At 59.8% G+C, this 22,193-nt stretch carries 30 protein-coding genes; 26 read left to right on the top strand and 4 right to left on the bottom strand.

What is annotated here, in order from left to right; all coding sequences use genetic code 11:
• Window positions 1–10: 10 nt before the first annotated feature.
• The 20 genes from rplN to dsbD all read left to right on the top strand — a co-directional run bounded on the left by rplN (window position 11) and on the right by dsbD (window position 11,688).
• Window positions 11–379: a 50S ribosomal protein L14 gene (gene rplN / locus RW095_RS33795; protein WP_006052212.1), complete on the top strand. Its 369-nt coding sequence runs from the start codon at window positions 11–13 to the stop codon at window positions 377–379.
• Window positions 380–388: 9 nt separating this feature from the next.
• Window positions 389–697 (top strand): 50S ribosomal protein L24, encoded by a 309-nt coding sequence (gene rplX, locus RW095_RS33790; RefSeq protein ID WP_006052213.1) that lies wholly within the window; start codon window positions 389–391, stop codon window positions 695–697.
• Window positions 698–714: 17 nt separating this feature from the next.
• On the top strand, window positions 715–1,254 hold the full coding sequence (gene rplE, locus RW095_RS33785; RefSeq protein WP_317020197.1) for a 50S ribosomal protein L5: 540 nt from the start codon (window positions 715–717) through the stop codon (window positions 1,252–1,254).
• A gap of 7 nt (window positions 1,255–1,261) precedes the next feature.
• Entirely contained in the window at window positions 1,262–1,567 is a 306-nt protein-coding gene (rpsN, locus tag RW095_RS33780; RefSeq protein ID WP_006052215.1) for a 30S ribosomal protein S14, read from the top strand.
• Between the two features lie 14 nt (window positions 1,568–1,581).
• Window positions 1,582–1,977: a 30S ribosomal protein S8 gene (gene rpsH / locus RW095_RS33775; RefSeq protein WP_006052216.1), complete on the top strand. Its 396-nt coding sequence runs from the start codon at window positions 1,582–1,584 to the stop codon at window positions 1,975–1,977.
• 18 nt (window positions 1,978–1,995) lie between these two features.
• Window positions 1,996–2,526 (top strand): 50S ribosomal protein L6, encoded by a 531-nt coding sequence (gene rplF / locus RW095_RS33770; protein WP_006052217.1) that lies wholly within the window; start codon window positions 1,996–1,998, stop codon window positions 2,524–2,526.
• Window positions 2,527–2,538: 12 nt separating this feature from the next.
• Complete coding sequence (rplR, locus tag RW095_RS33765) at window positions 2,539–2,904, top strand: 50S ribosomal protein L18 (RefSeq protein WP_006052218.1); 366 nt, start codon at window positions 2,539–2,541, stop codon at window positions 2,902–2,904.
• Window positions 2,905–2,918: 14 nt separating this feature from the next.
• Window positions 2,919–3,437, top strand: coding sequence for a 30S ribosomal protein S5 (gene rpsE / locus RW095_RS33760; RefSeq protein ID WP_006052219.1), 519 nt, complete (start codon window positions 2,919–2,921; stop codon window positions 3,435–3,437).
• Window positions 3,438–3,447: 10 nt separating this feature from the next.
• On the top strand, window positions 3,448–3,630 hold the full coding sequence (gene rpmD, locus RW095_RS33755; protein WP_007180126.1) for a 50S ribosomal protein L30: 183 nt from the start codon (window positions 3,448–3,450) through the stop codon (window positions 3,628–3,630).
• A gap of 29 nt (window positions 3,631–3,659) precedes the next feature.
• Window positions 3,660–4,094 carry a 50S ribosomal protein L15 gene (gene rplO, locus RW095_RS33750; protein ID WP_013340733.1) on the top strand — a complete coding sequence of 145 codons (435 nt, stop codon included), beginning with the start codon at window positions 3,660–3,662 and terminating at the stop codon, window positions 4,092–4,094.
• A 46-nt stretch (window positions 4,095–4,140) separates the two neighbouring features.
• On the top strand, window positions 4,141–5,487 hold the full coding sequence (secY, locus tag RW095_RS33745; RefSeq protein ID WP_128584688.1) for a preprotein translocase subunit SecY: 1,347 nt from the start codon (window positions 4,141–4,143) through the stop codon (window positions 5,485–5,487).
• Window positions 5,488–5,495: 8 nt separating this feature from the next.
• On the top strand, window positions 5,496–5,714 hold the full coding sequence (gene infA, locus RW095_RS33740; protein WP_004521905.1) for a translation initiation factor IF-1: 219 nt from the start codon (window positions 5,496–5,498) through the stop codon (window positions 5,712–5,714).
• A 20-nt stretch (window positions 5,715–5,734) separates the two neighbouring features.
• Window positions 5,735–5,851 carry a 50S ribosomal protein L36 gene (gene rpmJ / locus RW095_RS33735; protein ID WP_004199844.1) on the top strand — a complete coding sequence of 39 codons (117 nt, stop codon included), beginning with the start codon at window positions 5,735–5,737 and terminating at the stop codon, window positions 5,849–5,851.
• A 41-nt stretch (window positions 5,852–5,892) separates the two neighbouring features.
• The gene (rpsM, locus tag RW095_RS33730; protein ID WP_012434566.1) at window positions 5,893–6,258 is read left to right on the top strand and encodes a 30S ribosomal protein S13; all 366 of its coding nucleotides are present in this window, start codon (window positions 5,893–5,895) and stop codon (window positions 6,256–6,258) included.
• Between the two features lie 28 nt (window positions 6,259–6,286).
• Window positions 6,287–6,691 carry a 30S ribosomal protein S11 gene (gene rpsK, locus RW095_RS33725; protein ID WP_006052224.1) on the top strand — a complete coding sequence of 135 codons (405 nt, stop codon included), beginning with the start codon at window positions 6,287–6,289 and terminating at the stop codon, window positions 6,689–6,691.
• A 156-nt stretch (window positions 6,692–6,847) separates the two neighbouring features.
• Complete coding sequence (gene rpsD, locus RW095_RS33720; RefSeq protein ID WP_020070587.1) at window positions 6,848–7,471, top strand: 30S ribosomal protein S4; 624 nt, start codon at window positions 6,848–6,850, stop codon at window positions 7,469–7,471.
• A 123-nt stretch (window positions 7,472–7,594) separates the two neighbouring features.
• The gene (locus RW095_RS33715; RefSeq protein WP_006052226.1) at window positions 7,595–8,572 is read left to right on the top strand and encodes a DNA-directed RNA polymerase subunit alpha; all 978 of its coding nucleotides are present in this window, start codon (window positions 7,595–7,597) and stop codon (window positions 8,570–8,572) included.
• Window positions 8,573–8,741: 169 nt separating this feature from the next.
• A complete protein-coding gene (rplQ, locus tag RW095_RS33710) occupies window positions 8,742–9,134 on the top strand; it encodes a 50S ribosomal protein L17 (protein WP_006052227.1) in 393 nt (130 codons plus the stop codon).
• A 369-nt stretch (window positions 9,135–9,503) separates the two neighbouring features.
• Window positions 9,504–9,836, top strand: a complete 333-nt coding sequence (cutA, locus tag RW095_RS33705) for a divalent-cation tolerance protein CutA (RefSeq protein ID WP_394365164.1) — start codon at window positions 9,504–9,506, stop codon at window positions 9,834–9,836.
• A complete protein-coding gene (gene dsbD, locus RW095_RS33700) occupies window positions 9,829–11,688 on the top strand; it encodes a protein-disulfide reductase DsbD (RefSeq protein ID WP_317020196.1) in 1,860 nt (619 codons plus the stop codon). Before cutA ends, dsbD begins: the two co-directional genes overlap by 8 nt.
• Window positions 11,689–11,849: 161 nt before the next feature.
• Here the strand turns inward: dsbD and hemB are convergent, their stop codons facing one another.
• Together hemB and yihA are read right to left on the bottom strand one after the other, a co-directional pair.
• The gene (gene hemB / locus RW095_RS33695) at window positions 11,850–12,848 is read right to left on the bottom strand and encodes a porphobilinogen synthase (RefSeq protein ID WP_128595939.1); all 999 of its coding nucleotides are present in this window, start codon (window positions 12,846–12,848) and stop codon (window positions 11,850–11,852) included.
• A 264-nt stretch (window positions 12,849–13,112) separates the two neighbouring features.
• A complete protein-coding gene (yihA, locus tag RW095_RS33690) occupies window positions 13,113–13,766 on the bottom strand; it encodes a ribosome biogenesis GTP-binding protein YihA/YsxC (protein ID WP_317020195.1) in 654 nt (217 codons plus the stop codon).
• Window positions 13,767–13,983: 217 nt separating this feature from the next.
• Between yihA and RW095_RS33685 the strand changes: the two genes are divergently transcribed.
• From RW095_RS33685 to msrQ, 5 genes are all read left to right on the top strand, one after another.
• Window positions 13,984–14,637: a c-type cytochrome gene (locus RW095_RS33685; RefSeq protein WP_317020194.1), complete on the top strand. Its 654-nt coding sequence runs from the start codon at window positions 13,984–13,986 to the stop codon at window positions 14,635–14,637.
• Between the two features lie 116 nt (window positions 14,638–14,753).
• Window positions 14,754–16,952 (top strand): cytochrome c biogenesis protein ResB, encoded by a 2,199-nt coding sequence (locus RW095_RS33680; RefSeq protein ID WP_317020193.1) that lies wholly within the window; start codon window positions 14,754–14,756, stop codon window positions 16,950–16,952.
• 4 nt (window positions 16,953–16,956) lie between these two features.
• The gene (gene ccsB / locus RW095_RS33675) at window positions 16,957–18,168 is read left to right on the top strand and encodes a c-type cytochrome biogenesis protein CcsB (RefSeq protein WP_317020192.1); all 1,212 of its coding nucleotides are present in this window, start codon (window positions 16,957–16,959) and stop codon (window positions 18,166–18,168) included.
• Between the two features lie 184 nt (window positions 18,169–18,352).
• Window positions 18,353–19,348, top strand: a complete 996-nt coding sequence (msrP, locus tag RW095_RS33670) for a protein-methionine-sulfoxide reductase catalytic subunit MsrP (protein WP_317022777.1) — start codon at window positions 18,353–18,355, stop codon at window positions 19,346–19,348.
• A gap of 11 nt (window positions 19,349–19,359) precedes the next feature.
• On the top strand, window positions 19,360–20,061 hold the full coding sequence (msrQ, locus tag RW095_RS33665) for a protein-methionine-sulfoxide reductase heme-binding subunit MsrQ (protein WP_317020191.1): 702 nt from the start codon (window positions 19,360–19,362) through the stop codon (window positions 20,059–20,061).
• Between the two features lie 84 nt (window positions 20,062–20,145).
• Here the strand turns inward: msrQ and lysA are convergent, their stop codons facing one another.
• Window positions 20,146–21,408: a diaminopimelate decarboxylase gene (gene lysA / locus RW095_RS33660; protein ID WP_317020190.1), complete on the bottom strand. Its 1,263-nt coding sequence runs from the start codon at window positions 21,406–21,408 to the stop codon at window positions 20,146–20,148.
• Window positions 21,409–21,417: 9 nt separating this feature from the next.
• Window positions 21,418–21,774 (bottom strand): lipoprotein, encoded by a 357-nt coding sequence (locus tag RW095_RS33655; RefSeq protein ID WP_110405661.1) that lies wholly within the window; start codon window positions 21,772–21,774, stop codon window positions 21,418–21,420.
• A gap of 35 nt (window positions 21,775–21,809) precedes the next feature.
• On the opposite strand from RW095_RS33655, the gene cyaY reads away from it, so the two are divergent.
• Window positions 21,810–22,127, top strand: coding sequence for an iron donor protein CyaY (gene cyaY / locus RW095_RS33650; protein ID WP_317020189.1), 318 nt, complete (start codon window positions 21,810–21,812; stop codon window positions 22,125–22,127).
• Window positions 22,128–22,193: the final 66 nt, after the last annotated feature.

Below are 22,193 nucleotides of genomic sequence, written 5' to 3'. Positions count from 1 at the left end.
AAGATAAACCATGATCCAGACCGAAACTCGGCTTGAAGTGGCCGACAACACGGGTGCGCGTGAAGTCATGTGCATCAAGGTGCTCGGCGGCTCGAAGCGTCGTTATGCCAGCATTGGCGACATCATCAAGGTGACCGTCAAAGAAGCAACGCCGCGCGGGCGCGTGAAGAAAGGCGAAATTTATAACGCCGTGGTGGTTCGCACCGCCAAGGGCGTGCGCCGTCAGGACGGCTCGCTGATCAAGTTCGATGGCAACGCCGCAGTGTTGTTGAATGCCAAGCTCGAACCTATTGGCACCCGTATTTTCGGGCCTGTCACGCGCGAGTTGCGCAGCGAACGATTTATGAAGATCGTTTCGTTGGCACCTGAAGTGCTGTAAGGAGTCGCGATGAACAAGATTCGCAAAGGTGACGAAGTTATCGTCATCACCGGCAAAGATAAAGGCAAGCGCGGCGTCGTGCTGTCCGTTGGCGAAGGCAAGGTCATTGTCGAGGGTATCAACCTCGTCAAGAAACACGTCAAGCCGAACCCGATGAAGGGTACGACGGGTGGTGTGGAAGCCAAGACGATGCCGCTGCAAATTTCGAACGTCGCATTGGTCGACGCGAATGGCAAGGCGTCGCGTGTAGGCATCAAGGTCGAAGGAGACAAGAAAGTCCGTTTCCTTAAGACGACTGGTGCCGAGCTGAGCGCCTGACGCTGCGGAGTAAAAAAATGGCTCGTTTGCAAGAGTTTTACAAAGAAAAGGTTGTACCCGGCCTCATCGAAAAGTTGGGTTACAAGTCCGTGATGGAAGTGCCGCGCATCACCAAGATCACCCTGAACATGGGCCTTGGCGAAGCGGTTGCTGACAAGAAGATCATCGAAAACGCCGTTGGCGACCTAACGAAGATCGCAGGCCAGAAGCCGGTGATCACGAAGGCACGCAAGGCAATCGCTGGCTTCAAGATCCGTCAGGGCTACCCGATCGGTGCAATGGTCACGCTGCGTGGTCAAGCAATGTACGAATTTCTGGATCGTTTCGTGACGGTTGCGCTCCCCCGTGTGCGCGACTTCCGTGGCGTGTCAGGTCGTGCGTTCGACGGTCGCGGCAACTACAACATCGGTGTGAAAGAGCAGATCATTTTCCCCGAAATCGACTACGACAAGATCGACGCACTGCGTGGGCTGAACATCAGCATCACGACGACTGCGAAGACCGACGACGAAGCAAAGGCTCTGCTCGCCAGCTTCAAGTTCCCGTTCAGAAACTGAGGTTACCGTGGCTAAACTGGCACTGATCGAACGTGAAAAGAAGCGTGCTCGCCTCGCTGCTAAGTACGCGCCCAAGCGTGCAGAGTTGAAGGCGATCATTGGCGATATGAGCAAGTCGGACGAAGAGCATTACGCAGCACGTCTGGAACTGCAACAACTGCCGCGCAACTCTAACCCGACCCGTAAGCGCAATCGTTGCGCGATTACTGGTCGTCCGCGCGGTACGTTCCGTAAATTCGGGCTGGCGCGTAACAAGATTCGCGAAATCGCGTTCCGCGGCGAGATCCCTGGCCTGACCAAGGCGAGCTGGTAATAGGAGAAACGTAAATGAGCATGAGTGATCCTATCGCCGATATGCTGACTCGCATCCGCAACGCGCAGATGGTTGAGAAAGTCTCGGTGACTATGCCCTCGTCGAAAGTCAAGGTTGCGATCGCGCAGGTCCTTAAGGACGAAGGCTATATCGATGATTTCGCAGTGAAGTCCGAAGGTGCGAAGTCTGAATTGAATATCGTGTTGAAGTACTACGCTGGCCGTCCGGTGATTGAGCGCATTGAACGCGTCTCAAAGCCTGGTCTGCGTGTGTACCGCGGCCGTAACGACATCCCCGTGGTCATGAATGGCCTCGGCGTGGCAATCGTGTCGACGCCGAAGGGCGTGATGACGGACCGCAAGGCGCGTGCAACGGGCGTTGGCGGCGAAGTCATCTGCTACGTCGCTTAAGGCCGAAAGGAGAGAAACATGTCTCGAGTAGGTAAAAGCCCGATCGCGCTGCAAGGCGCAGAAGTGGCCCTGAGCGACGATCGCATTACCGTCAAGGGCCCGCTGGGTACCATTACGCAGGCGGCTAACCGCCTCGTGAAAGTGGTGAACGACAACGGCATTCTGAAGATCGAGCCGGTTGACGAAAGCCGCGAAGCGAATGCGATGTCGGGCACGATGCGCGCACTGGTGGCGAACATGGTGAACGGCGTGACGAAGGGTTTCGAGCGCAAGCTGACGCTGGTTGGCGTCGGTTACCGCGCACAGGCGCAAGGCGACAAGCTGAACCTGTCGCTGGGTTTCTCGCACCCCGTGGTGCACCAGATGCCGGAAGGCGTGAAGGCTGAAACCCCGTCGCAAACCGAAATCGTGATCAAGGGGATCGACAAGCAGAAAGTTGGCCAGGTCGCTGCAGAAGTGCGCGGCTATCGTCCGCCGGAGCCCTATAAGGGCAAGGGTGTGCGCTACGCCAACGAGGTCGTGATCCTCAAAGAAACGAAGAAGAAGTAAGGGTGCGCAATCATGGATAAGACTCAATCTCGCCTGCGCCGCGCTCGTCAGACGCGTATCAAGATCGCTGAGCTGCAGGTCGCGCGTCTCGCCGTGCATCGCACGAACACGCACATCTATGCGCAAGTGTTCTCGCCGTGCGGCACCAAGGTGCTCGCCAGCGCGTCGACGCTCGAGGCCGAAGTGCGTGCGCAACTGGCTGATCAAACGGGCAAGGGCGGCAATGTCGCTGCTGCTACGCTGATCGGTAAGCGCATCGCAGAAAAGGCTAAGGCTGCCGGCATCGAATCCGTCGCCTTCGACCGTTCGGGTTTCCGTTACCACGGCCGCGTGAAAGCGCTGGCTGATGCGGCGCGCGAAGCCGGACTCAAGTTCTAAGGGAAGAATTCGTCATGGCAAAGATGCAAGCGAAAGTTCAGGCTGACGAACGCGACGACGGCCTGCGCGAAAAGATGATTTCGGTCAACCGCGTGACCAAGGTTGTGAAGGGTGGCCGTATTCTCGGTTTCGCCGCACTGACCGTGGTCGGCGACGGTGATGGCCGCGTCGGTATGGGCAAGGGCAAGGCGAAGGAAGTGCCTGTCGCTGTTCAGAAGGCGATGGAACAAGCCCGCCGCAACATGTTCAAGGTGCCGCTGAAGAACGGTACTCTGCAACACGAAGTGCACGGCAAGCACGGCGCATCGATGGTCCTCCTCGCTCCGGCGAAGGACGGTACCGGTGTGATCGCTGGCGGTCCGATGCGCGCAGTGTTCGACGTGATGGGCGTGCAGAACGTTGTGGCCAAGAGCCACGGTTCGACGAACCCGTATAACCTCGTTCGTGCAACGCTCGACGGTCTGCGCAAGCAGTCCACGCCGGGTGACATCGCGGCGAAGCGCGGCAAGTCCGTCGAAGATATTCTGGGCTAAGGTGGACACCATGTCTGATAAAACTGTCAAGGTCCAGCTCGTCAAGAGCCTGATCGGCACCCGCGAAACGCACCGTGCAACGGTGCGTGGCCTCGGTCTGCGCCGACTCAACTCGGTTAGCGAGTTGCAGGACACGCCGGCCGTACGCGGCATGATCAACAAGGTTTCGTACCTCGTTAAGGTCATCAGCTAAGCGGCTGACCGGGACTCAAGGAGTTGATAATGGAATTGAATAACCTGAAGCCGGCTGAAGGCGCGAAGCACGCAAAGCGTCGCGTTGGTCGCGGCATCGGCTCCGGCCTCGGCAAGACCGCCGGCCGTGGTCACAAGGGTCAGAAGTCGCGTTCGGGCGGCTTTCACAAGGTTGGCTTCGAAGGCGGTCAAATGCCGTTGCAACGTCGCCTGCCGAAGCGTGGCTTCACCTCGCTGACGAAGGAATTCGTTGGTGAAGTGCGTCTCTCCGATCTGGAAAAGCTGCCGGTCGACGAAGTCGATCTGTTGGCTCTGAAGCAAGCCGGTCTGGTTGGCGAGCTGATCAAGAGCGCCAAGATCATCGCGACGGGCGAGCTCAAGCGCAAGATCGTTGTGAAGGGTCTGGGTGCGACGAAGGGTGCGCGCGCTGCTATTGAAGCAGCCGGCGGCTCCTTTGCCGAGTAACGCGCAAGTTATTTGCCGTCACTAGCATTTGCATCGGAGAAGGTACTTGGCTAACAGCCCGAGTCTCGCAAAACCCGGTCGCAGCGCGGCGAAGTTCGGTGATCTGCGTCGGCGGGCAGTGTTTCTGCTGCTGGCGCTGATTGTCTACCGTATCGGCGCGCACATTCCGGTGCCGGGTATCGACCCGGACCAACTGGCGAAGTTGTTCCAGAGCCAGTCGGGCGGCATCCTTGGCATGTTCAACATGTTCTCGGGTGGCGCACTTTCGCGGTTCACGATTTTCGCGCTCGGGATCATGCCGTATATCTCGGCGTCGATCATCATGCAGTTGCTGGCAATTGTTTCGCCGCAGCTGGAAGCGCTGAAAAAGGAAGGGCAGGCGGGGCAGCGGAAGATCACGCAGTACACGCGTATCTTCACGGTCTTGCTGGCGACGTTCCAGGCATTCGGCATCGCCGTGGCATTGGAAAATCAGCCGGCTCTGGTGATTGATCCGGGAATGGTGTTTCGGCTGACGACGGTCGTGACGCTGGTAACGGGCACGATGTTCCTGATGTGGCTTGGTGAGCAGATCACGGAGCGCGGACTCGGCAACGGTATCTCGATCATCATTTTCGGCGGTATTGCAGCGGGTTTCCCGAATGCAATCGGCGGTCTTTTCGAACTGGTGCGAACCGGCTCGATGAGCATCATCTCGGCGATTATCGTCGTCGCGCTGATTGCTGCTGTAACGTATCTGGTGGTGTTCATCGAACGCGGCCAGCGCAAGATCCTTGTGAATTACGCAAAGCGGCAAGTCGGTAACAAGATTTACGGCGGTCAATCCTCGCATTTGCCGTTGAAGTTGAACATGTCGGGCGTGATTCCGCCGATCTTTGCATCGTCGATCATTCTCTTCCCGGCAACCATCCTGAACTGGTTTAGTTCGGGGTCGCGTTCCGGCTGGTTCGCAGACACGCTGCACAATGTGGCCGAAGCCCTCAAGCCCGGCCAACCCGTGTACGTGTTGCTGTACGCGTTGGCGATCGTTTTCTTTTGCTTTTTCTACACCGCACTCGTGTTCAACAGCAGGGAAACGGCCGACAACCTGAAGAAGAGTGGCGCATTCGTTCCTGGCATCCGCCCGGGCGATCAAACGGCGCGATATATCGACCGCATCTTGACGCGTCTGACGCTGGCCGGTGCGATCTACATCGTGTTTGTTTGTCTGCTGCCCGAGTTCTTGGTGCTGCGCTGGAACGTGCCGTTTTATTTTGGTGGAACGTCGCTGCTGATCATTGTCGTCGTCACAATGGATTTCATGGCGCAGGTGCAGTCGTACGTTATGTCGCAACAGTATGAATCGCTGCTGAAGAAAGCTAATTTCAAAGGCGGCGGCGTCCCGATGCGTTGAAAGGACTTATGGCCAAAGACGATGTTATCCAGATGCAGGGTGAAGTCATCGAAAACCTGCCTAACGCTACCTTCAGGGTGAAGCTGGAAAACGGCCATGTCGTATTGGGACACATATCCGGCAAGATGCGGATGCACTACATCCGAATCCTGCCGGGCGACAAGGTGACGGTTGAATTGACGCCTTACGATCTGTCGCGTGCGCGGATCGTGTTCCGGGCGAAGTGATTTGAAAAAAGGGTAATATCATGAAAGTGATGGCATCGGTTAAGCGCATTTGCCGCAATTGCAAGATCATCAAGCGCAAAGGCGTTGTGCGCGTGATTTGCAGCTCTGATCCGCGCCACAAACAGCGTCAAGGCTGAACGCCGCGCTTTTTGCTGCGCTTTTTGTTTGAGGAAAAACAATGGCTCGTATCGCAGGGGTTAACATCCCGAATCACCAGCATACCGAAATCGGCCTGACGGCAATTTACGGTGTAGGCCGCACGCGCTCGCGCGACATTTGCGTCGCTGCTGGTGTGGCATTTTCGAAGAAGGTCAAAGACCTGAACGACGCAGACCTCGAAAAGCTGCGTGAAGAAGTCGGCAAGTTCATCGTTGAAGGCGATCTGCGCCGTGAAACGACGATGAACATTAAGCGCCTGATGGATCTCGGCTGCTACCGTGGCGTGCGGCATCGTAAGGGCTTGCCCCTGCGCGGCCAACGTACGCGTACGAATGCCCGTACGCGCAAGGGTCCGCGTCGTGCAGCGCAATCGCTGAAGAAGTAAGCGGAACTGACAGTTACAGGAAAACGTAATGGCTAAGGCTTCGAACAACTCCGCGGCGCAACGCGTTCGCAAGAAGGTCAAGAAGAACGTCGCCGAGGGCGTGGTTCACGTTCACGCGTCGTTCAACAACACCATCATCACGATCACCGATCGTCAAGGCAATGCACTTGCTTGGGCAACGTCGGGCGGTCAGGGCTTCAAGGGTTCGCGTAAATCGACCCCGTTTGCAGCCCAGGTGGCAGCCGAATCGGCTGGCCGCGTGGCGATGGAATACGGCGTGAAGAACCTCGAAGTGCGGATCAAGGGCCCCGGTCCTGGCCGTGAGTCGGCGGTGCGCGCGTTGCATGGTCTTGGCATCAAGATCACCGCGATCTCCGACGTAACTCCGGTCCCGCACAACGGCTGCCGTCCGCCGAAGCGTCGTCGTATCTAAGACGCTGTTTTCGCTAGCGCCTGTTGGCGCCGGGTCTAGTAACCGGCGGAACAGGCTGCTTGCGCTATTGAATTGACTAAGCCCACTGTTCGACCCAAAGGGTTCGGACTAGCGCGAGTGCCTGCATTCGCGTGATCAATCAACGAAGGAATCAACGTGGCACGTTATATCGGCCCTAAGGCCAAGCTGTCCCGCCGTGAAGGCACTGACCTGTTCCTGAAGAGCGCCCGTCGTTCGCTCGCTGACAAGTGCAAGCTTGACAGCAAGCCTGGCCAGCACGGCCGCACCTCGGGTGCACGTACGTCCGACTACGGCACGCAGTTGCGCGAAAAGCAAAAAGTGAAGCGCATTTACGGTGTCCTCGAGCGCCAATTCCGCCGTTACTTCGCTGAAGCAGACCGTCTGAAGGGCAACACGGGTGAAAACCTGCTGCAATTGCTCGAATCGCGTCTGGATAACGTCGTGTATCGCATGGGCTTCGGCTCCACGCGCGCTGAAGCGCGTCAGCTCGTGAGCCACAAGGCGATCACGGTGAACGGCGTCGTGTCGAACATTCCGTCGATGCAAGTGAAGGCAGGCGACGTCGTCGCAGTGCGCGAACAATCGAAGAAACAAGCGCGTATTCTCGAAGCGCTGTCGCTGGCTGAGCAGGGCGGCATGCCCAGCTGGGTCGCTGTCGATTCGAAGAAGTTCGAAGGCACGTTCAAGTCGAAGCCGGAACGCAGCGACATCGCTGGCGATATCAACGAAAGCCTGATCGTCGAATTGTATTCGCGGTAATCGGATTAACGGCCGGGGCACCCGATTGCGTTGCGCAAGGGGGAGTCTCGGCTGTTTATTTTCAGGTTGTTACCGGTCAGCCTTATCGGTGTAACGAGCCGAGGGTATTGAAAAGGAAAACCTATGCAAACCAGTTTGTTGAAACCCAAGATCATCGCAGTTGAATCGCTGGGCGAAAGCCACGCGAAAGTGGTCATGGAACCGTTTGAACGCGGTTACGGCCACACCTTGGGTAACGCGCTCCGGCGCGTGCTGTTGTCGTCGATGATCGGCTACGCGCCGACCGAAGTGACGATCGCAGGCGTCGTACATGAGTATTCGACGCTCGACGGTGTGCAAGAGGACGTGGTCAACCTGTTGCTGAACCTGAAGGGCGTGGTGTTCAAGCTGCATAACCGTGACGAAGTGACGGTTACGCTGCGCAAGGAAGGCGAAGGCGTTGTTACTGCTGGCGACATCGAACTCGCGCACGATTGCGAAGTCATCAACCCTGATCACGTGATCGCGCATCTGTCGAAGGGCGGTAAGCTCGACGTCCAGATCAAGGTCGAGAAGGGCCGCGGTTACGTGCCGGGCAATGTGCGTCGTTACGGCGAAGAGTCGGCCAAGATCATCGGCCGTATCGTGCTGGACGCGTCGTTCTCGCCGGTTCGCCGCGTGAGCTACGCCGTTGAAAGCGCTCGCGTCGAACAGCGTACCGACCTCGACAAGCTTGTGATGAACATCGAAACGAACGGTGTGATCTCGCCGGAAGAAGCGATCCGTCAATCGGCTCGCATTCTGGTTGATCAACTGTCGGTGTTCGCTGCACTGGAAGGCACCGAAGCAACGGCTGAAGCGCCGTCGCGCGCGCCGCAGATCGATCCGATCCTGCTGCGTCCGGTCGATGATCTCGAATTGACGGTTCGTTCCGCGAACTGCCTGAAGGCCGAGAACATCTACTACATCGGCGATCTGATCCAGCGCACGGAAAACGAGTTGCTCAAAACGCCGAACCTGGGCCGCAAGTCGCTGAACGAAATCAAGGAAGTCCTGGCGTCGCGTGGTTTGACGCTCGGCATGAAGCTCGAAAATTGGCCGCCCGCCGGGCTGGACAAGTAAGTCGGCGCTTCGTCTCGGGATAGAACCCGTCGCTGCACTGGCAAAGACGCGGATTTTCCTTTAAAATCCGTGTCTTGCCTTTTTCGCTACCGGCCCGTGCACTCGCTATTCGTAGTAGATCGAGCGCGATAGAAGAGCTGGACCAAAACTCTGAATCGAAGGAATCAACATGCGTCACCGTCATGGTCTGCGGAAACTGAACCGCACGAGCAGCCACCGTCTGGCAATGCTCCGTAATATGTCCAACTCGCTGATCGAGCACGAAGTCATCAAGACCACGCTGCCGAAGGCGAAAGAACTCCGTAAAGTTGTCGAGCCGCTGATCACGCTTGGCAAGAAGCCGTCGCTGGCAAATCGTCGTCTGGCATTCAACCGCCTGCGCGATCGTGACTCGGTCACGAAGCTGTTTGAAGTCCTCGGCCCGCGCTATGCTACCCGTCCGGGCGGCTACCTGCGCGTGCTGAAGTTCGGCTTCCGCGTCGGCGACAATGCACCGATGGCTCTGGTCGAATTGCTCGACCGTCCGGAAGTTGAAGAAGTTGAAGTGCAAGAAGCCGAGTAAGCTTCAAAGCACTAAAAAGCCAGGCATCAAGCTTGGCTACAGAATGCTGACGAACCCCACGTTTCTCGGAGCGTGGGGTTTTGTCTTTTGGGCGAGGCAAATGTTGCCGTGAAGCGGCGCTTCGCAAGAAAAGGCAATCGAAAAGGGCAATGGCGGGCCTGAGCACGCGTGACTAAGCGGCCGCAGCCGCGTATGAATGCCCCCAAGCTGCCACCAGCCCAGTTTCCGCTTCGGGGATCCAAGTGCAACGACGGCGCCAGTCAATCAGCGGTGACCAAATGCCGCATGTGCGGACCTGAGCTGCCTGCGGCACTTCAAGGCTAGGTGATACGATATTGGCACCCGAACCGTGCCTTGCTGGAGCTTTCTGTGAGCGTGAGTGTTACCTTGATTCTGACGACGGTGCCCGACACGGCCGTTGCCGACAAGCTCGCCGCAGACGCGCTCGCCGCCCGGCTGTGCGCCTGCGTAACGCAGCTCGGCGCCGTGCAATCGCACTACCACTGGCAGGGTCGCGTCGAAACGGCACAAGAAATCCAGTTGCTGTTCAAGACGAGCGCCGCGCGCGCACTTGAGCTTGAGCAGTACATACAGACGCATCATCCGTACGACACGCCGGAAGTTCTGTCGTGGCAAGGCATGGCCTCGGCCGCCTATGGTCAGTGGATCCTTGCAGAAACCCAACGCCCTCTACATGTTTAACTGTCTCGACGGACGCGCGCGCCATGCGCTTCGTGCCGCATTCCTTCTCCTTGCCAGCCTGATCTTCGGGCAGTTCTGCACCCTCGCCCGTGCGGCAGACGATTTCCTCGATCCGGCGGTAGCGTTCAAGTTCAGCGCGGCAGAAAAGCCGGGCGAAGTCGACGTCACGTACAAAATTGCTGACGGCTACTACATGTACCGCGAGCGTTTCGCGTTCGCGACTCGCAGTGGAAGCGCGACAATCGGCGAGCCGCAGTTGCCGGCGGGCCATATCAAATTCGACCAGACGTTCAACAAGAACGTCGAGACCTATCGCAACGAGCTGACGATCCGCATTCCGGTCAAGCAGGCGGCAGGAGGGTTCGATCTGGCCGTGACATCTCAAGGCTGTGCGGACGCCGGCATCTGCTATCCGCCGACGGAGCGCGTCTACCATGTAAGCGGCGCCGCGCTGCAACCGGCGGGCAGCGCAGCTGCGCAGCAATCTGGTCCGAGCGATACGCCGTGGTACGAGCGGGCCACCAACGCCGACTACGCGCAATCGTTGCTGCAGGGCGGCGGTTTCGTCACGATCATCGGACTTTACTTTGTCGCGGGCATGGTGCTGAGCCTGCTGCCGTGCTCATACCCGATGATTCCCATTCTTTCGGCAATCATCATCGGCGAGGGCGCACGGGTCACGCGCGCGAGGGGCTTGGCGCTATCTCTCGCCTATGTAATCGGCATGGCGCTCGTCTACACCGCGCTCGGAATCGCCGCCGCGCTTGTTGGGCAAAGTCTGGGCGCGTGGTTGCAAAACCCATGGGTATTGGGTGCGTTCGGCGTATTACTGACCGCTTTTGCGCTCACGCTGATCGCGGGTTTTGATATTGCATTGCCGCAGCGCTGGCAGGATGGCGTCTCACATGCGTCGGCGCGACGCTCGGGCGGCAAGTTTGCGGCCGTTGCTGCGATGGGCGCGCTGTCTGCGCTGGTCGTGGGTGCCTGCATGACCGCGCCCCTTTTCGCGGTACTCGCCTTCATCGCGCACACGGGGAATGCCGTGCTCGGTGGCGCCGCGCTGTTCTCCATGGGACTTGGGCTTGGGGTGCCGTTGCTTATCATCGGATTTGGCGCCGGAACCTTGCTGCCGCGCGCCGGCGCGTGGATGGACGGCGTCAAGGTGCTGTTCGGTGTCGTGCTGCTCGCAGCGGCGCTCTGGATCGTCTGGCCGGTGCTTGGAGCAACGGCAGCCATGCTCCTGAGCGCGCTCTGGCTCTTGATCGCCGCGGCATCGCTGGGCCTCTTTTCGGCGCCTTTGGCGCAAGCGTCGATATGGCGCCGGCTTGGCCGCGGTATCGGCGCCGCCTTGGCCGTTTGGGCGGCGGTGCTGCTTGTCGGACTTGCGGCGGGGTCGTCAGATCCATTGCGTCCGTTGGCGGTGCTGGCAACGCGCGGCGGCGCGCCGGTGCCGGATCGTGCGGCTGGCTCGCCCCAGAATGCGTCGCAGGGCGATCTGGCGTTTCAGCCGGTGCGCTCGTCCGTCGGACTGGACCAGGCCGTCAAAGCTGCCGCGCAGCCGGCCATGCTCGATTTTTATGCCGACTGGTGCGTCAGTTGCAAAGAGATGGAGAAGTTCACCTTCAGCGACCCGCGCGTCCAGGCGAAATTGAAGGAGATGAACCTGCTGCGCGCCGACGTGACGGCCAACAATACCGACGATCAGGCGCTGCTGAAGCGCTTCGGCCTTTTCGGCCCGCCGGGAATTATCTTCTTCGACCGCGGCGGCAAGGAGGTACTGCGCGTTGTCGGGTATGAGTCCGCCGACAAATTTCTGCGCACGCTCGAACGGGCGAGCCGACCTCAGGCGTGATTGCAATGACCGCATGAACGAGCGGACTCAAGCGCGAGTGCATAAAAAACGGAGGCGTGACCGAAAGTCCGCCTCCGTTTTACTTTCTGCGCCCTGCTGACCTCACACATGAATCCCGCGGCCCAGCCAGACGAACTCGTTGCCGCCAAGCGGGGCGCGAACTACTTCTGCGAGCGAAGAATCCGCGCTGCATCCAGCGCGAAATAGGTCAGAATGCCGTCCGCGCCCGCGCGCTTGAAGGCGAGCAGCGATTCCATCATCGCCTTGTCGTGATCCAGCCAGCCGTTCTGAGCCGCTGCCTTCAGCATCGCGTATTCGCCGCTGACCTGATAGACGTAGGTCGGGAACTGGAACTCGTCCTTCACGCGGCGCACGATATCCAGGTACGGCATGCCCGGCTTGACCATCACCATATCCGCGCCTTCGTTAATGTCCGCTTGCACCTCGCGCAAGGCCTCGTTGGAGTTGGCGGGGTCCATCTGGTACGTCATCTTGTTGCTCTTGCCGAGGTTCGTCGCGGAGCCGACGGCATCGCGGAACGGGCCGTAGAACGCGGACGCGAACTTGGCCGCATAAGCCATGATGCGTGTGTGGACGTGGTCCTCGCTTTCCAGCATTTCGCGGATGGCGCCGATCCGGCCGTCCATCATGTCCGAGGGCGCGACGATATCGACGCCGGCTTCAGCCTGCGCGCGTGCCTGTTCGATCAGGATATCGACGGTTTCATCGTTGATCACGTAGCCGTTTTCGTCGAGCACGCCGTCCTGGCCGTGGCTCGTGTACGGATCCAGCGCGACGTCGGTGAGCACGCCCAGATCGGGGAAGTGCTTTTTCAACTCGCGCACCGCCCGCGGGATCAAACCCGCGGCGTTGGTGGCTTCACGGCCATCGGGCGTTTTCAGCGACGGCTCGATCGCAGGAAACAACGACAGCACCGGCACGCCAAGCTCGACGCATTGTTCGGCGACCTTCATCAGCAAGTCGACCGAAACCCGCTCGACGCCAGGCATCGACGGCACGGCTTGCCGCACGTTGGTGCCTTCGACAACAAAGACGGGGTAAATCAGATCGTTGGTGGTGAGAATGTTCTCGCGCATCAGGCGGCGCGAGAAGTCGTCGCGGCGCATGCGGCGAGGACGGAAGTGCGGGTAGAAGCTCATGGAATTGAAGATCGTGGATGTCTTGACGTGGGGCAGTGACGCGAGTGGCGCTCGGGAGCCGGTGCCCACTCACGGAAACTTTTCAAGACAATGGTATATCATACTGATCGAGCAAGGCGCTTGGCGCTGACCTCCCCGCTTCTCCTCCCTGAGCGGGTGCCTGTCGTTTTTCGATTAGGCTGTTTGACCCGCCGTTAAAGCGGCGGGTTTTTTTATGGGCGGCAGAAAGAGCGCGTGCACGCTCCAGGAAAACGCGCCGCGCGGTTACTGCGCAGCGTCCGTTTCGCCCTTCATTTCGGGGATCAGCCAGCTTTCAATCAGTTCGTGCGCTTCGTCGATACCTACCCGCTTGAGCGCCGAGAAGAGTTGCGCCGTCAGTTCGCCCCGGTAACCCGCCGCACGATATTCGGCAAAACCCTTCTGTGTCGCCCGCAACGCATTTACGCTTTCCTGGCGCGTCAATTTGTCGCATTTGGTGAGCAGCGTGTGGATCGGCTTGCCGGTAGGAGCGAACCACTCGATCATTCGCCGATCCAGATCGGTCAGCGGCCGGCGCGAGTCCATCATGAGGATCATGCCGCGTAATTGCGAACGCGATTGCAGGTAGGTGGAAAGCAGCGCTTCCCAATGAGCCTTGGCTGCGCCAGGCACTTCCGCATAGCCGTAGCCAGGCAGATCGACGAGATGGGCCGTGGGCTCGTCCGCCTTGCCGACGGAGAAGTAATTGATGTGCTGGGTGCGCCCCGGCGTCTTACTCGCGAATGCAAGCCGCTTCTGATTGCACAGGATATTGATGGCTGTCGACTTGCCTGCATTCGAGCGCCCGGCAAAAGCAATCTCGGGCTGAGCGGTGGCCGGCAGATCACGAAGGTGATTGACGGTCGTGAAAAAGCGGGATTGGTGGAGCAGGAAGGACATGATCAGGCCGGATTTCGAGACGCCGGGGAACCCGGAGTGGGGACGGGTCAAGCCCGACTGGCGTCTTAGCGATTAGCGAGTTATTGTACAATACGATGGTTTACTGAAAACCTGAGGGGGCCAGCCCGCGTGCCTCGGCGGCTCCTGGCGGTCACTCGGGTCGCCGTCGTATTGTGCAAAACCTCTAAAATCCCACAAGACGAGACAGGGTGTGCGAATGAATCGACTGTGCAAGGCTCTGATGGTTTTTCATGTAGCAGCAGGTCTTTCAGGTTTGGCAATTCAGGCACGAGCAGCAGATCCGGCAAAGCCGGACGTCAATCGGGGGCAGGCAATCGCAGTGCAGGTTTGCGCGTCATGTCACGGCGCAGACGGCAACAGTGCCGGCGGCGCATACCCAAAGCTGGCGGGTCAGCATCCCGACTATCTCGTCAAGCAACTCAAGGATTTCAAGCCGCAGCCCGGCGCCAAGCAGCCCGCGCGCAACAATGCGATCATGACGGCTATGGCGGCCGCGCTGTCCGACCAGGATATGGTCAACGTCGCTGCTTATTTTGCGGCGCAGGCTCCGAAGGCCGGCTATGCGCACAACAAGGACACGGTGCCGCTCGGGCAGAAGATTTATCGAGGCGGCATTGCGGACAAGGGCGTGCCGGCCTGTGCGAGTTGCCACGGACCCACGGGTCAAGGCATTCCGTCGCAATATCCGCGCTTGTCGGGCCAATGGGCTGAATACACGGTGGCGCAGCTGAACGCGTTCACGCAGGGCCCCGGAGCGCGCAACAACAACGAGGCGATGCATGTTGTCGCATCGCGTCTGTCGGACAGCGAAATCAAAGCTGTGGCCGATTACATCGCGGGCCTGCACTAAGAGGTCCGCGCGCAACTGCAACCGGCCCGCCGAGGCCGGTAAAAAACAAGAAAAGGGTGGGGGCGTCGTGTCAACGGTCGCCCTTCACCCTTTTTTGCTGTTCAGTCGGAGTATGAATGAGCGTCACCACGTCGGGTTTGCAGTCGAAGTCGAGCAATCGCATCGTGCGCAGCGTCGTCGAAGTATTGAGTTCGATGCGTTTTGCCATTGCGCTGCTCGTGATTCTGTCGATCGCCAGCATTATCGGCACCGTCCTCACGCAGGACGATCCCTATCCCAACTACGTCAACCAGTTCGGCCCATTCTGGGCTGATATCTTCCGCGCGCTGAGCCTTTACACGGTTTACAGCTCGTGGTGGTTCATGCTGATCCTCGGCTTTCTGATGGTGTCGGTGTCGCTGTGCGTGATCCGCAACGCGCCCAAAATGATCGCCGACACGAAGAGCTGGAAAGACAAGGTCCGCGAAGCCAGCCTCCGCGCGTTCCATCACAAGGGCGAATTCGCGGTGCACGGCACGCGTGCGCAGACGGCGGCGCAGCTTGCCAAACTGTCCGCCAAGCTCGGCTACAAGTTCGTCACGCGCGAGTCCGACGGCGCCACGCTGATCGCGGCCAAGCGCGGCGCATTGACCAAGCTCGGCTACATCTCCGCGCACATTGCGATCGTGGTGATTTGCCTTGGCGGCCTGCTCGACAGCAATCTGCCGATCAAGCTGCAAATGTGGCTGTTCGACAAATCGCCGATCCGGGCGAACACCGTAATCAATGACATCCCGCCGGAACATCGTCTGTCGCAATCGAACCCGACATTCCGCGGTTACGCATGGGTGCCGGAGGGGCAGCACGTGTCCACTGCGATCCTCAACCAGCCGGACGGCTCGCTGATTCAGGACTTGCCGTTTTCGATCGAGTTGCAGAAGTTCATTGTCGATTACTACTCCACGGGCATGCCGAAGCTGTTCGCTAGCGACATCGTCGTGGTAGATCACAAGACTGGCGCGCGCGTGCCGGCTCGCATCGAAGTGAACAAGCCGTTTGAATACGACGGCGTGTCGATCTATCAATCGAGCTTCCAGGACGGCGGCTCGCAAATGCAGATGACGGCCTATCCGATGACGGGCGCAAGCGCGAAAACCGCGCCGTTCGGCGGCACGATCGGAGGCAATGCGCCGTTGAGTTCGGCCACGTCGCTCGCCGACGGGCAGACGGTCGAATTCACCGACTTCCGCGCGATCAACGTCGAGAACATCTCCAATGGCAGCGGCCAGACGGACGCCCGCGGCGTGGCCGCCCACCGCTCGCTAAAGGAAGCATTCGACGAGCGCCTCGGCTCGGGCGCAAAGACCTCAAAGCCGCTCGATCTGCATAACGTCGGTCCCTCGGTGCAGTACAAGGTGCGAGACAAGGACGGTCAGGCGCGCGAGTACAACAACTACATGCTGCCGGTGGCGGTTGCCGGGGAAAGATTCTTCCTCGCGGGCATGCGCCTGAATCCCGACGATCCGTTCCGCTATCTGCGCATTCCCGCCGACAGCGGTGGAACCGTCAAGGACTGGATGAACCTGCGCGCAACGCTCGAGAACCCGGGAATGCGCGCGCAAGCCGCTCACCGCTTCGCCCAGCGCTCGGTGCCCGAAGCGAACACGGAATTGCAGCAGCACCTGGAAGAAAGCGCGCTGCGCGTCCTGACCCTTTTTGCCGGCGCGGACAACACCGTCAAAATGCCGAACGGCCAGCCAGTCGGCGGCTTCCAGGCCATCGCCGGATTCATCGACCATTCGGTGCCGAAAGGCGAGCAGGAAAAGGCTGCAGGCCTCTTGCTGCGCATGCTCGAAGGCTCGATGTGGGACCTTTGGCAACTGTCGCGCCAGCAACTAGGCGAGCCAGAAGCGCAGGCCAACGCGGATTCAAGCCGCTTCGTACAAAGCTCGATCAATGCAATATCCGACAGCTTTCTGTATGGATCGCCGGTCTATTTGCAGCTTGACTCATTCAAGCAGGTGCAAGCCTCGGTATTTCAGCTGACGCGCGCACCCGGCAAAAAAGTCGTGTATCTTGGCAGCCTGCTCCTCGTGTTGGGCATCTTTTCGATGTTCTACGTCCGCGAACGGCGCCTCTGGTTCTGGCTCAAAGATACTGAGCACGGCACAAATGTCGTGATGGCCATGTCGAGCGCGCGCAAAACGCTCGACTTCGAAAAAGAATTTGTTCAGACGCGCGACGCAGTCGGCGCCGCGCTGGGCGCGAAGCTCACCGATGTATCGTCCGGCAACGCCGGCACGCCGTCCGCAAGCTCACAAGATTCGACCCGGTAATACCATGGACTTGACTCAGGTTTCCTCATCTTCTCCTTCATCCGCCCGGCCCTCCAAGGCGTCCGCGGACGAAGCGTTCAACGTTGCCCAATACGACGAGCGGCCGTTCCTGAAGCGGCTTGGCATCGTCGACTGGCTATTCGCTCTCGCCATGGTCGCGGGCGCCGGGTTCGCGCTGTCGCGCTATTACCCGTTCATGAATTACTACGACAAACTGGTGCTGGTGTGCGCGGTGCCGGTATTCGTCGTGCTCGGCTGGCGCTGGAAACCCGTGCGTCCGCTGATGGTGGGCATTGCGGCGCTGTCGCTGCTGGCCATTCAGATCTATCACGGCGATCTGGGCCGGGCCGACAACGCCTTCTTCCTGAAGTATTTCCTGTCGAGCCAGTCCGCGATTCTGTGGATGAGTGCGCTTTTTGTGTTCGCCACGGTTTTCTACTGGATCGGCCTGCTCTCGCGCTCGCCCACTGGCGCCGCGATCGGCTCGAAAATGACCTGGGCCGCCGTTCTGATGGGCTTCGTCGGTCTGATGGTGCGCTGGTACGAGTCGTATCTGATCGGCGCGGACGTCGGCCATATTCCCATTTCGAACCTGTACGAAGTGTTCGTGCTGTTCAGCCTGATCACCGCATTGTTCTATCTCTACTATGAACAGCACTACAACACGCGCGCGCTCGGTGCGTTCGTGCTGCTGGTGATCAGCGCCGCCGTCGGTTTCCTGATGTGGTATTCGGTCGCCCGCGACGCGCAGCAGATCCAGCCGCTCGTTCCGGCTTTGCAAAGCTGGTGGATGAAGATCCACGTGCCGGCGAACTTCATCGGCTACGGTAGCTTTGCGTTGTCGGCAATGGTCGCAGTCGCTTATCTGGCGAAGGAGCGCGGCATGTTGGCCGACCGCCTGCCGGCGCTCGAAGTGCTCGACGACGTCATGTACAAGTCGATCGCCGTCGGCTTCGCGTTCTTCACGATTGCGACGATTCTCGGCGCGCTGTGGGCGGCGGAAGCCTGGGGCGGCTACTGGAGCTGGGACCCCAAGGAGACGTGGGCGCTGATCGTCTGGCTGAACTACGCGGCCTGGCTGCATATGCGTCTGATGAAGGGCCTGCGCGGCGCGGTCGCCGCGTGGTGGGCGCTGACCGGCCTGCTCGTGACGACCTTTGCGTTCCTTGGCGTGAACATGTTCCTGTCGGGCTTGCATAGTTACGGCAAGCTGTAATATCCGCTGTTCCAAACCGACAAAGAACCGCCGCGTGTTTCGCACCGGCGGTTTTTTTTATGGCCGACGGAATATTTGCGCGCCGAATGTGTTCGTCATAAGAGTACGCATGGATGGCCCGACGAGCGATCATCACCACGGCCCCGTTAGATGTCTGAAGCGGCGGCCGGCAAGGAGCAGCATGATGTGGATCAAGCGAAGCGACAGGATTCAACTCATCGGCGACGATATCGCTCGTAGCGAAATCACGCCGCAGCACATTTTCGAGAACCGGCGGCGCGTGCTGCAGGCGGCAGGCGCGCTGGCGCTCGGCAGTTTGATCGGCGTGAACGGCGAGGCGCTGGCGGCTTACACCTCGACCGATCCGAAAGCGCAGAAACTGGCGGCCAAAACGAACGCGAAGTTCGTCGCGCTGGACAAGATCACGCCGTTCAAGGACATCACTTCGTACAACAACTACTACGAGTTCGGCACCGACAAGTCCGATCCGGCGCACAACGCTGGAACACTGCGCCCGCGGCCGTGGAAGGTAAGCGTCGAAGGCGAGATCAAGAACCCGAAGGTCTACGACATCGACGAACTGCTCAAGCTCGCGCCGCTCGAGGAGCGCGTGTATCGGCTGCGTTGCGTCGAAGGGTGGTCGATGGTGATTCCGTGGATCGGCGTGCCGCTCGCCGAGCTGATCAAGCGCGTGCAGCCGACGGGCAACGCGAAATACGTTCAGTTCATTACGTTGGCCGACCCCTCGCAGATGCCGGGACTTTCCACGCCGATACTCGATTGGCCATATTCGGAAGGCTTGCGCATGGATGAGGCGATGAATCCGCTCACGCTGCTCACCATGGGTGTGTACGGTCAGGTGCTGCCGAACCAGAACGGCGCGCCGGTTCGCGTGGTAGTGCCGTGGAAATACGGCTTCAAGAGCGCGAAGTCGCTGGTGAAAATCCGCTTTGTCGAAAAACAGCCGGCGACGAGCTGGAACACTTATGCGTCGAGCGAGTACGGTTTTTATTCGAACGTGAACCCGAATGTCGACCATCCGCGCTGGAGTCAGGCGACCGAGCGGCGCATCGGCGAAGACGGCTTTTTTACGCCCAAGCGCAAGACGTTGCTGTTCAACGGCTATGGCGATCAGGTGGCGTCTCTTTATCAGGGCATGGACCTGAAGAAGAATTTCTGAGCGACATGACGATGGCTTCCGATACCCAATCGGTCACTCGCACCGGGCGCAATGCGCCGCGAGACAATGCACGTCCTACGGCGCCGGCAAAACGTCCCGCCGCTGGCTCGAGTTGGGTCGTGCCCGCGAAAATTGCGGTGTTCATCGCGGCGTGGTATCCGCTTGCCCGGATCGTGCTGTTCGGCATGACCGACCGGCTCGGCGCGAACCCGATCGAGTTCATCACGCGCTCAACGGGCCTGTGGACGCTTGTGTTTCTCTGCATCACGCTGGCCGTGACGCCTCTGCGCCGGATCACGGGCATTGCGGCATTCGTGCGGTTTCGCCGCATGCTTGGCTTGTACGCATTCTTCTACGCGACGCTGCATTTCACGACATATCTCTGGTTCGACAAATGGTTCGACGTCGCGGAGATCGTCAAGGACATCGGCAAGCGGCCGTTCATTACTGTGGGCTTTGCTGCGTTCGTGCTGCTGATCGCATTGGCCGCAACGTCGCCGCGCGCAATGGTGCGTAAGCTCGGCCGCCGCTGGCAGACGTTGCACCGCGCGATCTATGCCATCGGCGCGCTGGCGATTCTGCATTTCTGGTGGATGAAAGCGGGCAAGCACGACCTGATCCTGCCGAAAATCTACGGCGCGATCATGCTGGCTCTGCTGGGTTGGCGTCTGATTGTCTGGCTACGCGAGCGCAGCAAGCTGAAGCCGCGCTAACTGCGCGCAAGCGTAAGCGCTAATGAAAAAGGCGATGCCGCAACGGCATCGCCTTTTTTATATGCAGCCGATTTGCGAGGCTGGTTACACCGGCAAAACCGTTTCGCCCGCAAACAACTGCTGGACTTCTTCTCGCGCGCGGACTACGTGCGCTTGTGTACCATCAACCATCACCTCCGCTGCACGCGGGCGGGTGTTGTAGTTCGAACTCATCACGAAGCCGTAGGCGCCGGCCGAGCGAATCGCGAGCAGGTCGCCCGGCTCGACGGAGAGCAGCCGTTCGCGCCCCAGCCAGTCGCCGCTTTCGCACACCGGTCCGACGACGTCGTACACATGCGCGGGCACGTCGCGCTCAACGACGGCGTCGATAGCGTGGTACGCCTCGTACATCGCCGGGCGGGCGAGTTCGGTCATGGCCGCGTCGACGATAGCGAAATTCTTCTCAGCGCCCGGCTTCAGGAATTCGACGCGCGTGAGCAGTACGCCGGCATTCCCAACTAGCGAGCGGCCCGGCTCGAAATACACTTCGCGATGGCCGTGACCCCGCGCCTCGATGCGATCGAGCACCGTGCGTACGAACTCGCCGATGTCCGGCGGCGTTTCGTCGTCGTAGGTGATGCCGAGGCCGCCGCCCACGTCGATATGACGAATCGCAATGCCGTCCTTCTCGATCTGTTCGACCAGTTCCAGAACCTTGTCCACTGCGTCCAGATAAGGCGCGACTTCTGTTATCTGCGAGCCGATATGGCAGTCGATCCCGACAACCTCAAGGTTCGCCATGGCTGCTGCCGCCTGATACGTGGCGCGCGCCTCTTCGAACGCGACGCCGAACTTGTTCGACTTCAGCCCCGTGGAGATGTACGGATGCGTCTTCGCATCGACGTCGGGATTCACGCGCAGCGAAACCGGCGCCTTCTTGCCCATTTCGGCGGCCACCGCGTTCAGGCGATCGAGCTCCGGAATGGATTCGACATTGAAGCACTTGACGCCCGCCGCGAGCGCCTCGCGCATTTCGTTCGAGTGTTTGCCGACGCCGGAAAACACAGTGTTTTCCGCTTTGCCACCGGCTGCCAGCACGCGAGCCAGTTCACCGCCCGAGACGATGTCGAAGCCCGCGCCGAGACGCGCGAACACGTTCAGCACCCCGAGATTGCTATTGGCCTTCACAGCCACGTGCACGCTCGCGCGACGGCCGGCGCACGCGCCCGCGTACGCGTTCCACGCGTCGGTGAGCGCGGCCCGAGAGTACACATAAAGCGGCGTGCCGAACTGTTCGGCGAGCGAAACGGCGGACACGCCTTCGACGTGAAGCACGCCGTTGACGTAGTCAAATGCAGGTCGAGTCATGCGGAAGTCTTATTGAACGGGAGTGGCGGCGGAAGCGGGCTGCGAGGCCGAAGCAGCAGAACCCGCACTTGAAGGAGACGCCGACAGTTCGTTTGCGGGCGCGAGCGAGAGCGGCGTGCCGGACGTGTCAGGAATGGAGTCTGCGTCGGACGCGGTTTCGGCGCCGGGTTGTACTTCGTCAGGAGACGGCGGCTGCGTGCGGTCGATAGGCTTGGCCGGCAAAGGCGGCACGGTGGGCAAATAGAGCGAGCCGCGTTGTCCACAGCCGGCAAGCGAGCCACCGAGTGCGCAACCTGCGAGAATGGCTAAACCCGCTACAATCGCGCGGCCGGGCGCCGCCGCGCGCATCCGAGATACGACTCGCATGACTGTCCCTGAATAAATAATCGATGGAGTTTAGCATGTCCGATAGTGATTACCTGACCCGTGCGGAGGCCGCGCTAGCCGCCATCGAACGCGCGCTGGACGACACCGAGGCCGACATCGAACTCGAGCGCAGCGGCAACGTGCTGACCCTCGAATTTGCGAATCGCTCGAAGATCATCGTGAATTTGCAACCGCCAATGAGCGAGATCTGGATTGCCGCGAAAGCGGGCGGTTTCCACTACCGTTTCGTAGACGGCGAGTGGCGCGACACGCGCGGCGGCAACGAATTTTTCGCGGCGCTGTCGGAGTACGCAACGCAGCAGGCCGGCGAGCCGGTGCATTTCAAAGCCTGAACCAACATCGAGCTGTTGAACGCAGATCAAACGAAAAAAGCCGCCGCGCAGTTCCAGCGCGGCGGC

The sequence above is a fragment of the Paraburkholderia kirstenboschensis genome (genome assembly GCF_032806925.1).
GTDB lineage: Bacteria > Pseudomonadota > Gammaproteobacteria > Burkholderiales > Burkholderiaceae > Paraburkholderia > Paraburkholderia kirstenboschensis.
Note: the sequence above shows the minus strand (reverse complement) of the source record. Positions and strands in the feature narration are given on the sequence as shown.

What these genes read in the sequence shown, in the direction of transcription:
- rplN (WP_006052212.1), top strand. Translation starts at nt 11, where the DNA reads ATGATCCAGACCGAAACTCGGCTTGAAGTGGCCGACAACACGGGTGCG.
- rplX (WP_006052213.1), top strand. Translation starts at nt 389, where the DNA reads ATGAACAAGATTCGCAAAGGTGACGAAGTTATCGTCATCACCGGCAAA.
- rplE (WP_317020197.1), top strand. Translation starts at nt 715, where the DNA reads ATGGCTCGTTTGCAAGAGTTTTACAAAGAAAAGGTTGTACCCGGCCTC.
- rpsH (WP_006052216.1), top strand. Translation starts at nt 1,582, where the DNA reads ATGAGCATGAGTGATCCTATCGCCGATATGCTGACTCGCATCCGCAAC.
- rplF (WP_006052217.1), top strand. Translation starts at nt 1,996, where the DNA reads ATGTCTCGAGTAGGTAAAAGCCCGATCGCGCTGCAAGGCGCAGAAGTG.
- rplR (WP_006052218.1), top strand. Translation starts at nt 2,539, where the DNA reads ATGGATAAGACTCAATCTCGCCTGCGCCGCGCTCGTCAGACGCGTATC.
- rpsE (WP_006052219.1), top strand. Translation starts at nt 2,919, where the DNA reads ATGGCAAAGATGCAAGCGAAAGTTCAGGCTGACGAACGCGACGACGGC.
- rpmD (WP_007180126.1), top strand. Translation starts at nt 3,448, where the DNA reads ATGTCTGATAAAACTGTCAAGGTCCAGCTCGTCAAGAGCCTGATCGGC.
- rplO (WP_013340733.1), top strand. Translation starts at nt 3,660, where the DNA reads ATGGAATTGAATAACCTGAAGCCGGCTGAAGGCGCGAAGCACGCAAAG.
- infA (WP_004521905.1), top strand. Translation starts at nt 5,496, where the DNA reads ATGGCCAAAGACGATGTTATCCAGATGCAGGGTGAAGTCATCGAAAAC.
- rpmJ (WP_004199844.1), top strand. Translation starts at nt 5,735, where the DNA reads ATGAAAGTGATGGCATCGGTTAAGCGCATTTGCCGCAATTGCAAGATC.
- rpsM (WP_012434566.1), top strand. Translation starts at nt 5,893, where the DNA reads ATGGCTCGTATCGCAGGGGTTAACATCCCGAATCACCAGCATACCGAA.
- rpsK (WP_006052224.1), top strand. Translation starts at nt 6,287, where the DNA reads ATGGCTAAGGCTTCGAACAACTCCGCGGCGCAACGCGTTCGCAAGAAG.
- RW095_RS33715 (WP_006052226.1), top strand. Translation starts at nt 7,595, where the DNA reads ATGCAAACCAGTTTGTTGAAACCCAAGATCATCGCAGTTGAATCGCTG.
- rplQ (WP_006052227.1), top strand. Translation starts at nt 8,742, where the DNA reads ATGCGTCACCGTCATGGTCTGCGGAAACTGAACCGCACGAGCAGCCAC.
- dsbD (WP_317020196.1), top strand. Translation starts at nt 9,829, where the DNA reads ATGTTTAACTGTCTCGACGGACGCGCGCGCCATGCGCTTCGTGCCGCA.
- hemB (WP_128595939.1), bottom strand. Translation starts at nt 12,848, where the DNA reads ATGAGCTTCTACCCGCACTTCCGTCCTCGCCGCATGCGCCGCGACGAC.
- yihA (WP_317020195.1), bottom strand. Translation starts at nt 13,766, where the DNA reads ATGTCCTTCCTGCTCCACCAATCCCGCTTTTTCACGACCGTCAATCAC.
- RW095_RS33685 (WP_317020194.1), top strand. Translation starts at nt 13,984, where the DNA reads ATGAATCGACTGTGCAAGGCTCTGATGGTTTTTCATGTAGCAGCAGGT.
- RW095_RS33680 (WP_317020193.1), top strand. Translation starts at nt 14,754, where the DNA reads ATGAGCGTCACCACGTCGGGTTTGCAGTCGAAGTCGAGCAATCGCATC.
- ccsB (WP_317020192.1), top strand. Translation starts at nt 16,957, where the DNA reads ATGGACTTGACTCAGGTTTCCTCATCTTCTCCTTCATCCGCCCGGCCC.
- msrP (WP_317022777.1), top strand. Translation starts at nt 18,353, where the DNA reads ATGTGGATCAAGCGAAGCGACAGGATTCAACTCATCGGCGACGATATC.
- msrQ (WP_317020191.1), top strand. Translation starts at nt 19,360, where the DNA reads ATGGCTTCCGATACCCAATCGGTCACTCGCACCGGGCGCAATGCGCCG.
- lysA (WP_317020190.1), bottom strand. Translation starts at nt 21,408, where the DNA reads ATGACTCGACCTGCATTTGACTACGTCAACGGCGTGCTTCACGTCGAA.
- RW095_RS33655 (WP_110405661.1), bottom strand. Translation starts at nt 21,774, where the DNA reads ATGCGAGTCGTATCTCGGATGCGCGCGGCGGCGCCCGGCCGCGCGATT.
- cyaY (WP_317020189.1), top strand. Translation starts at nt 21,810, where the DNA reads ATGTCCGATAGTGATTACCTGACCCGTGCGGAGGCCGCGCTAGCCGCC.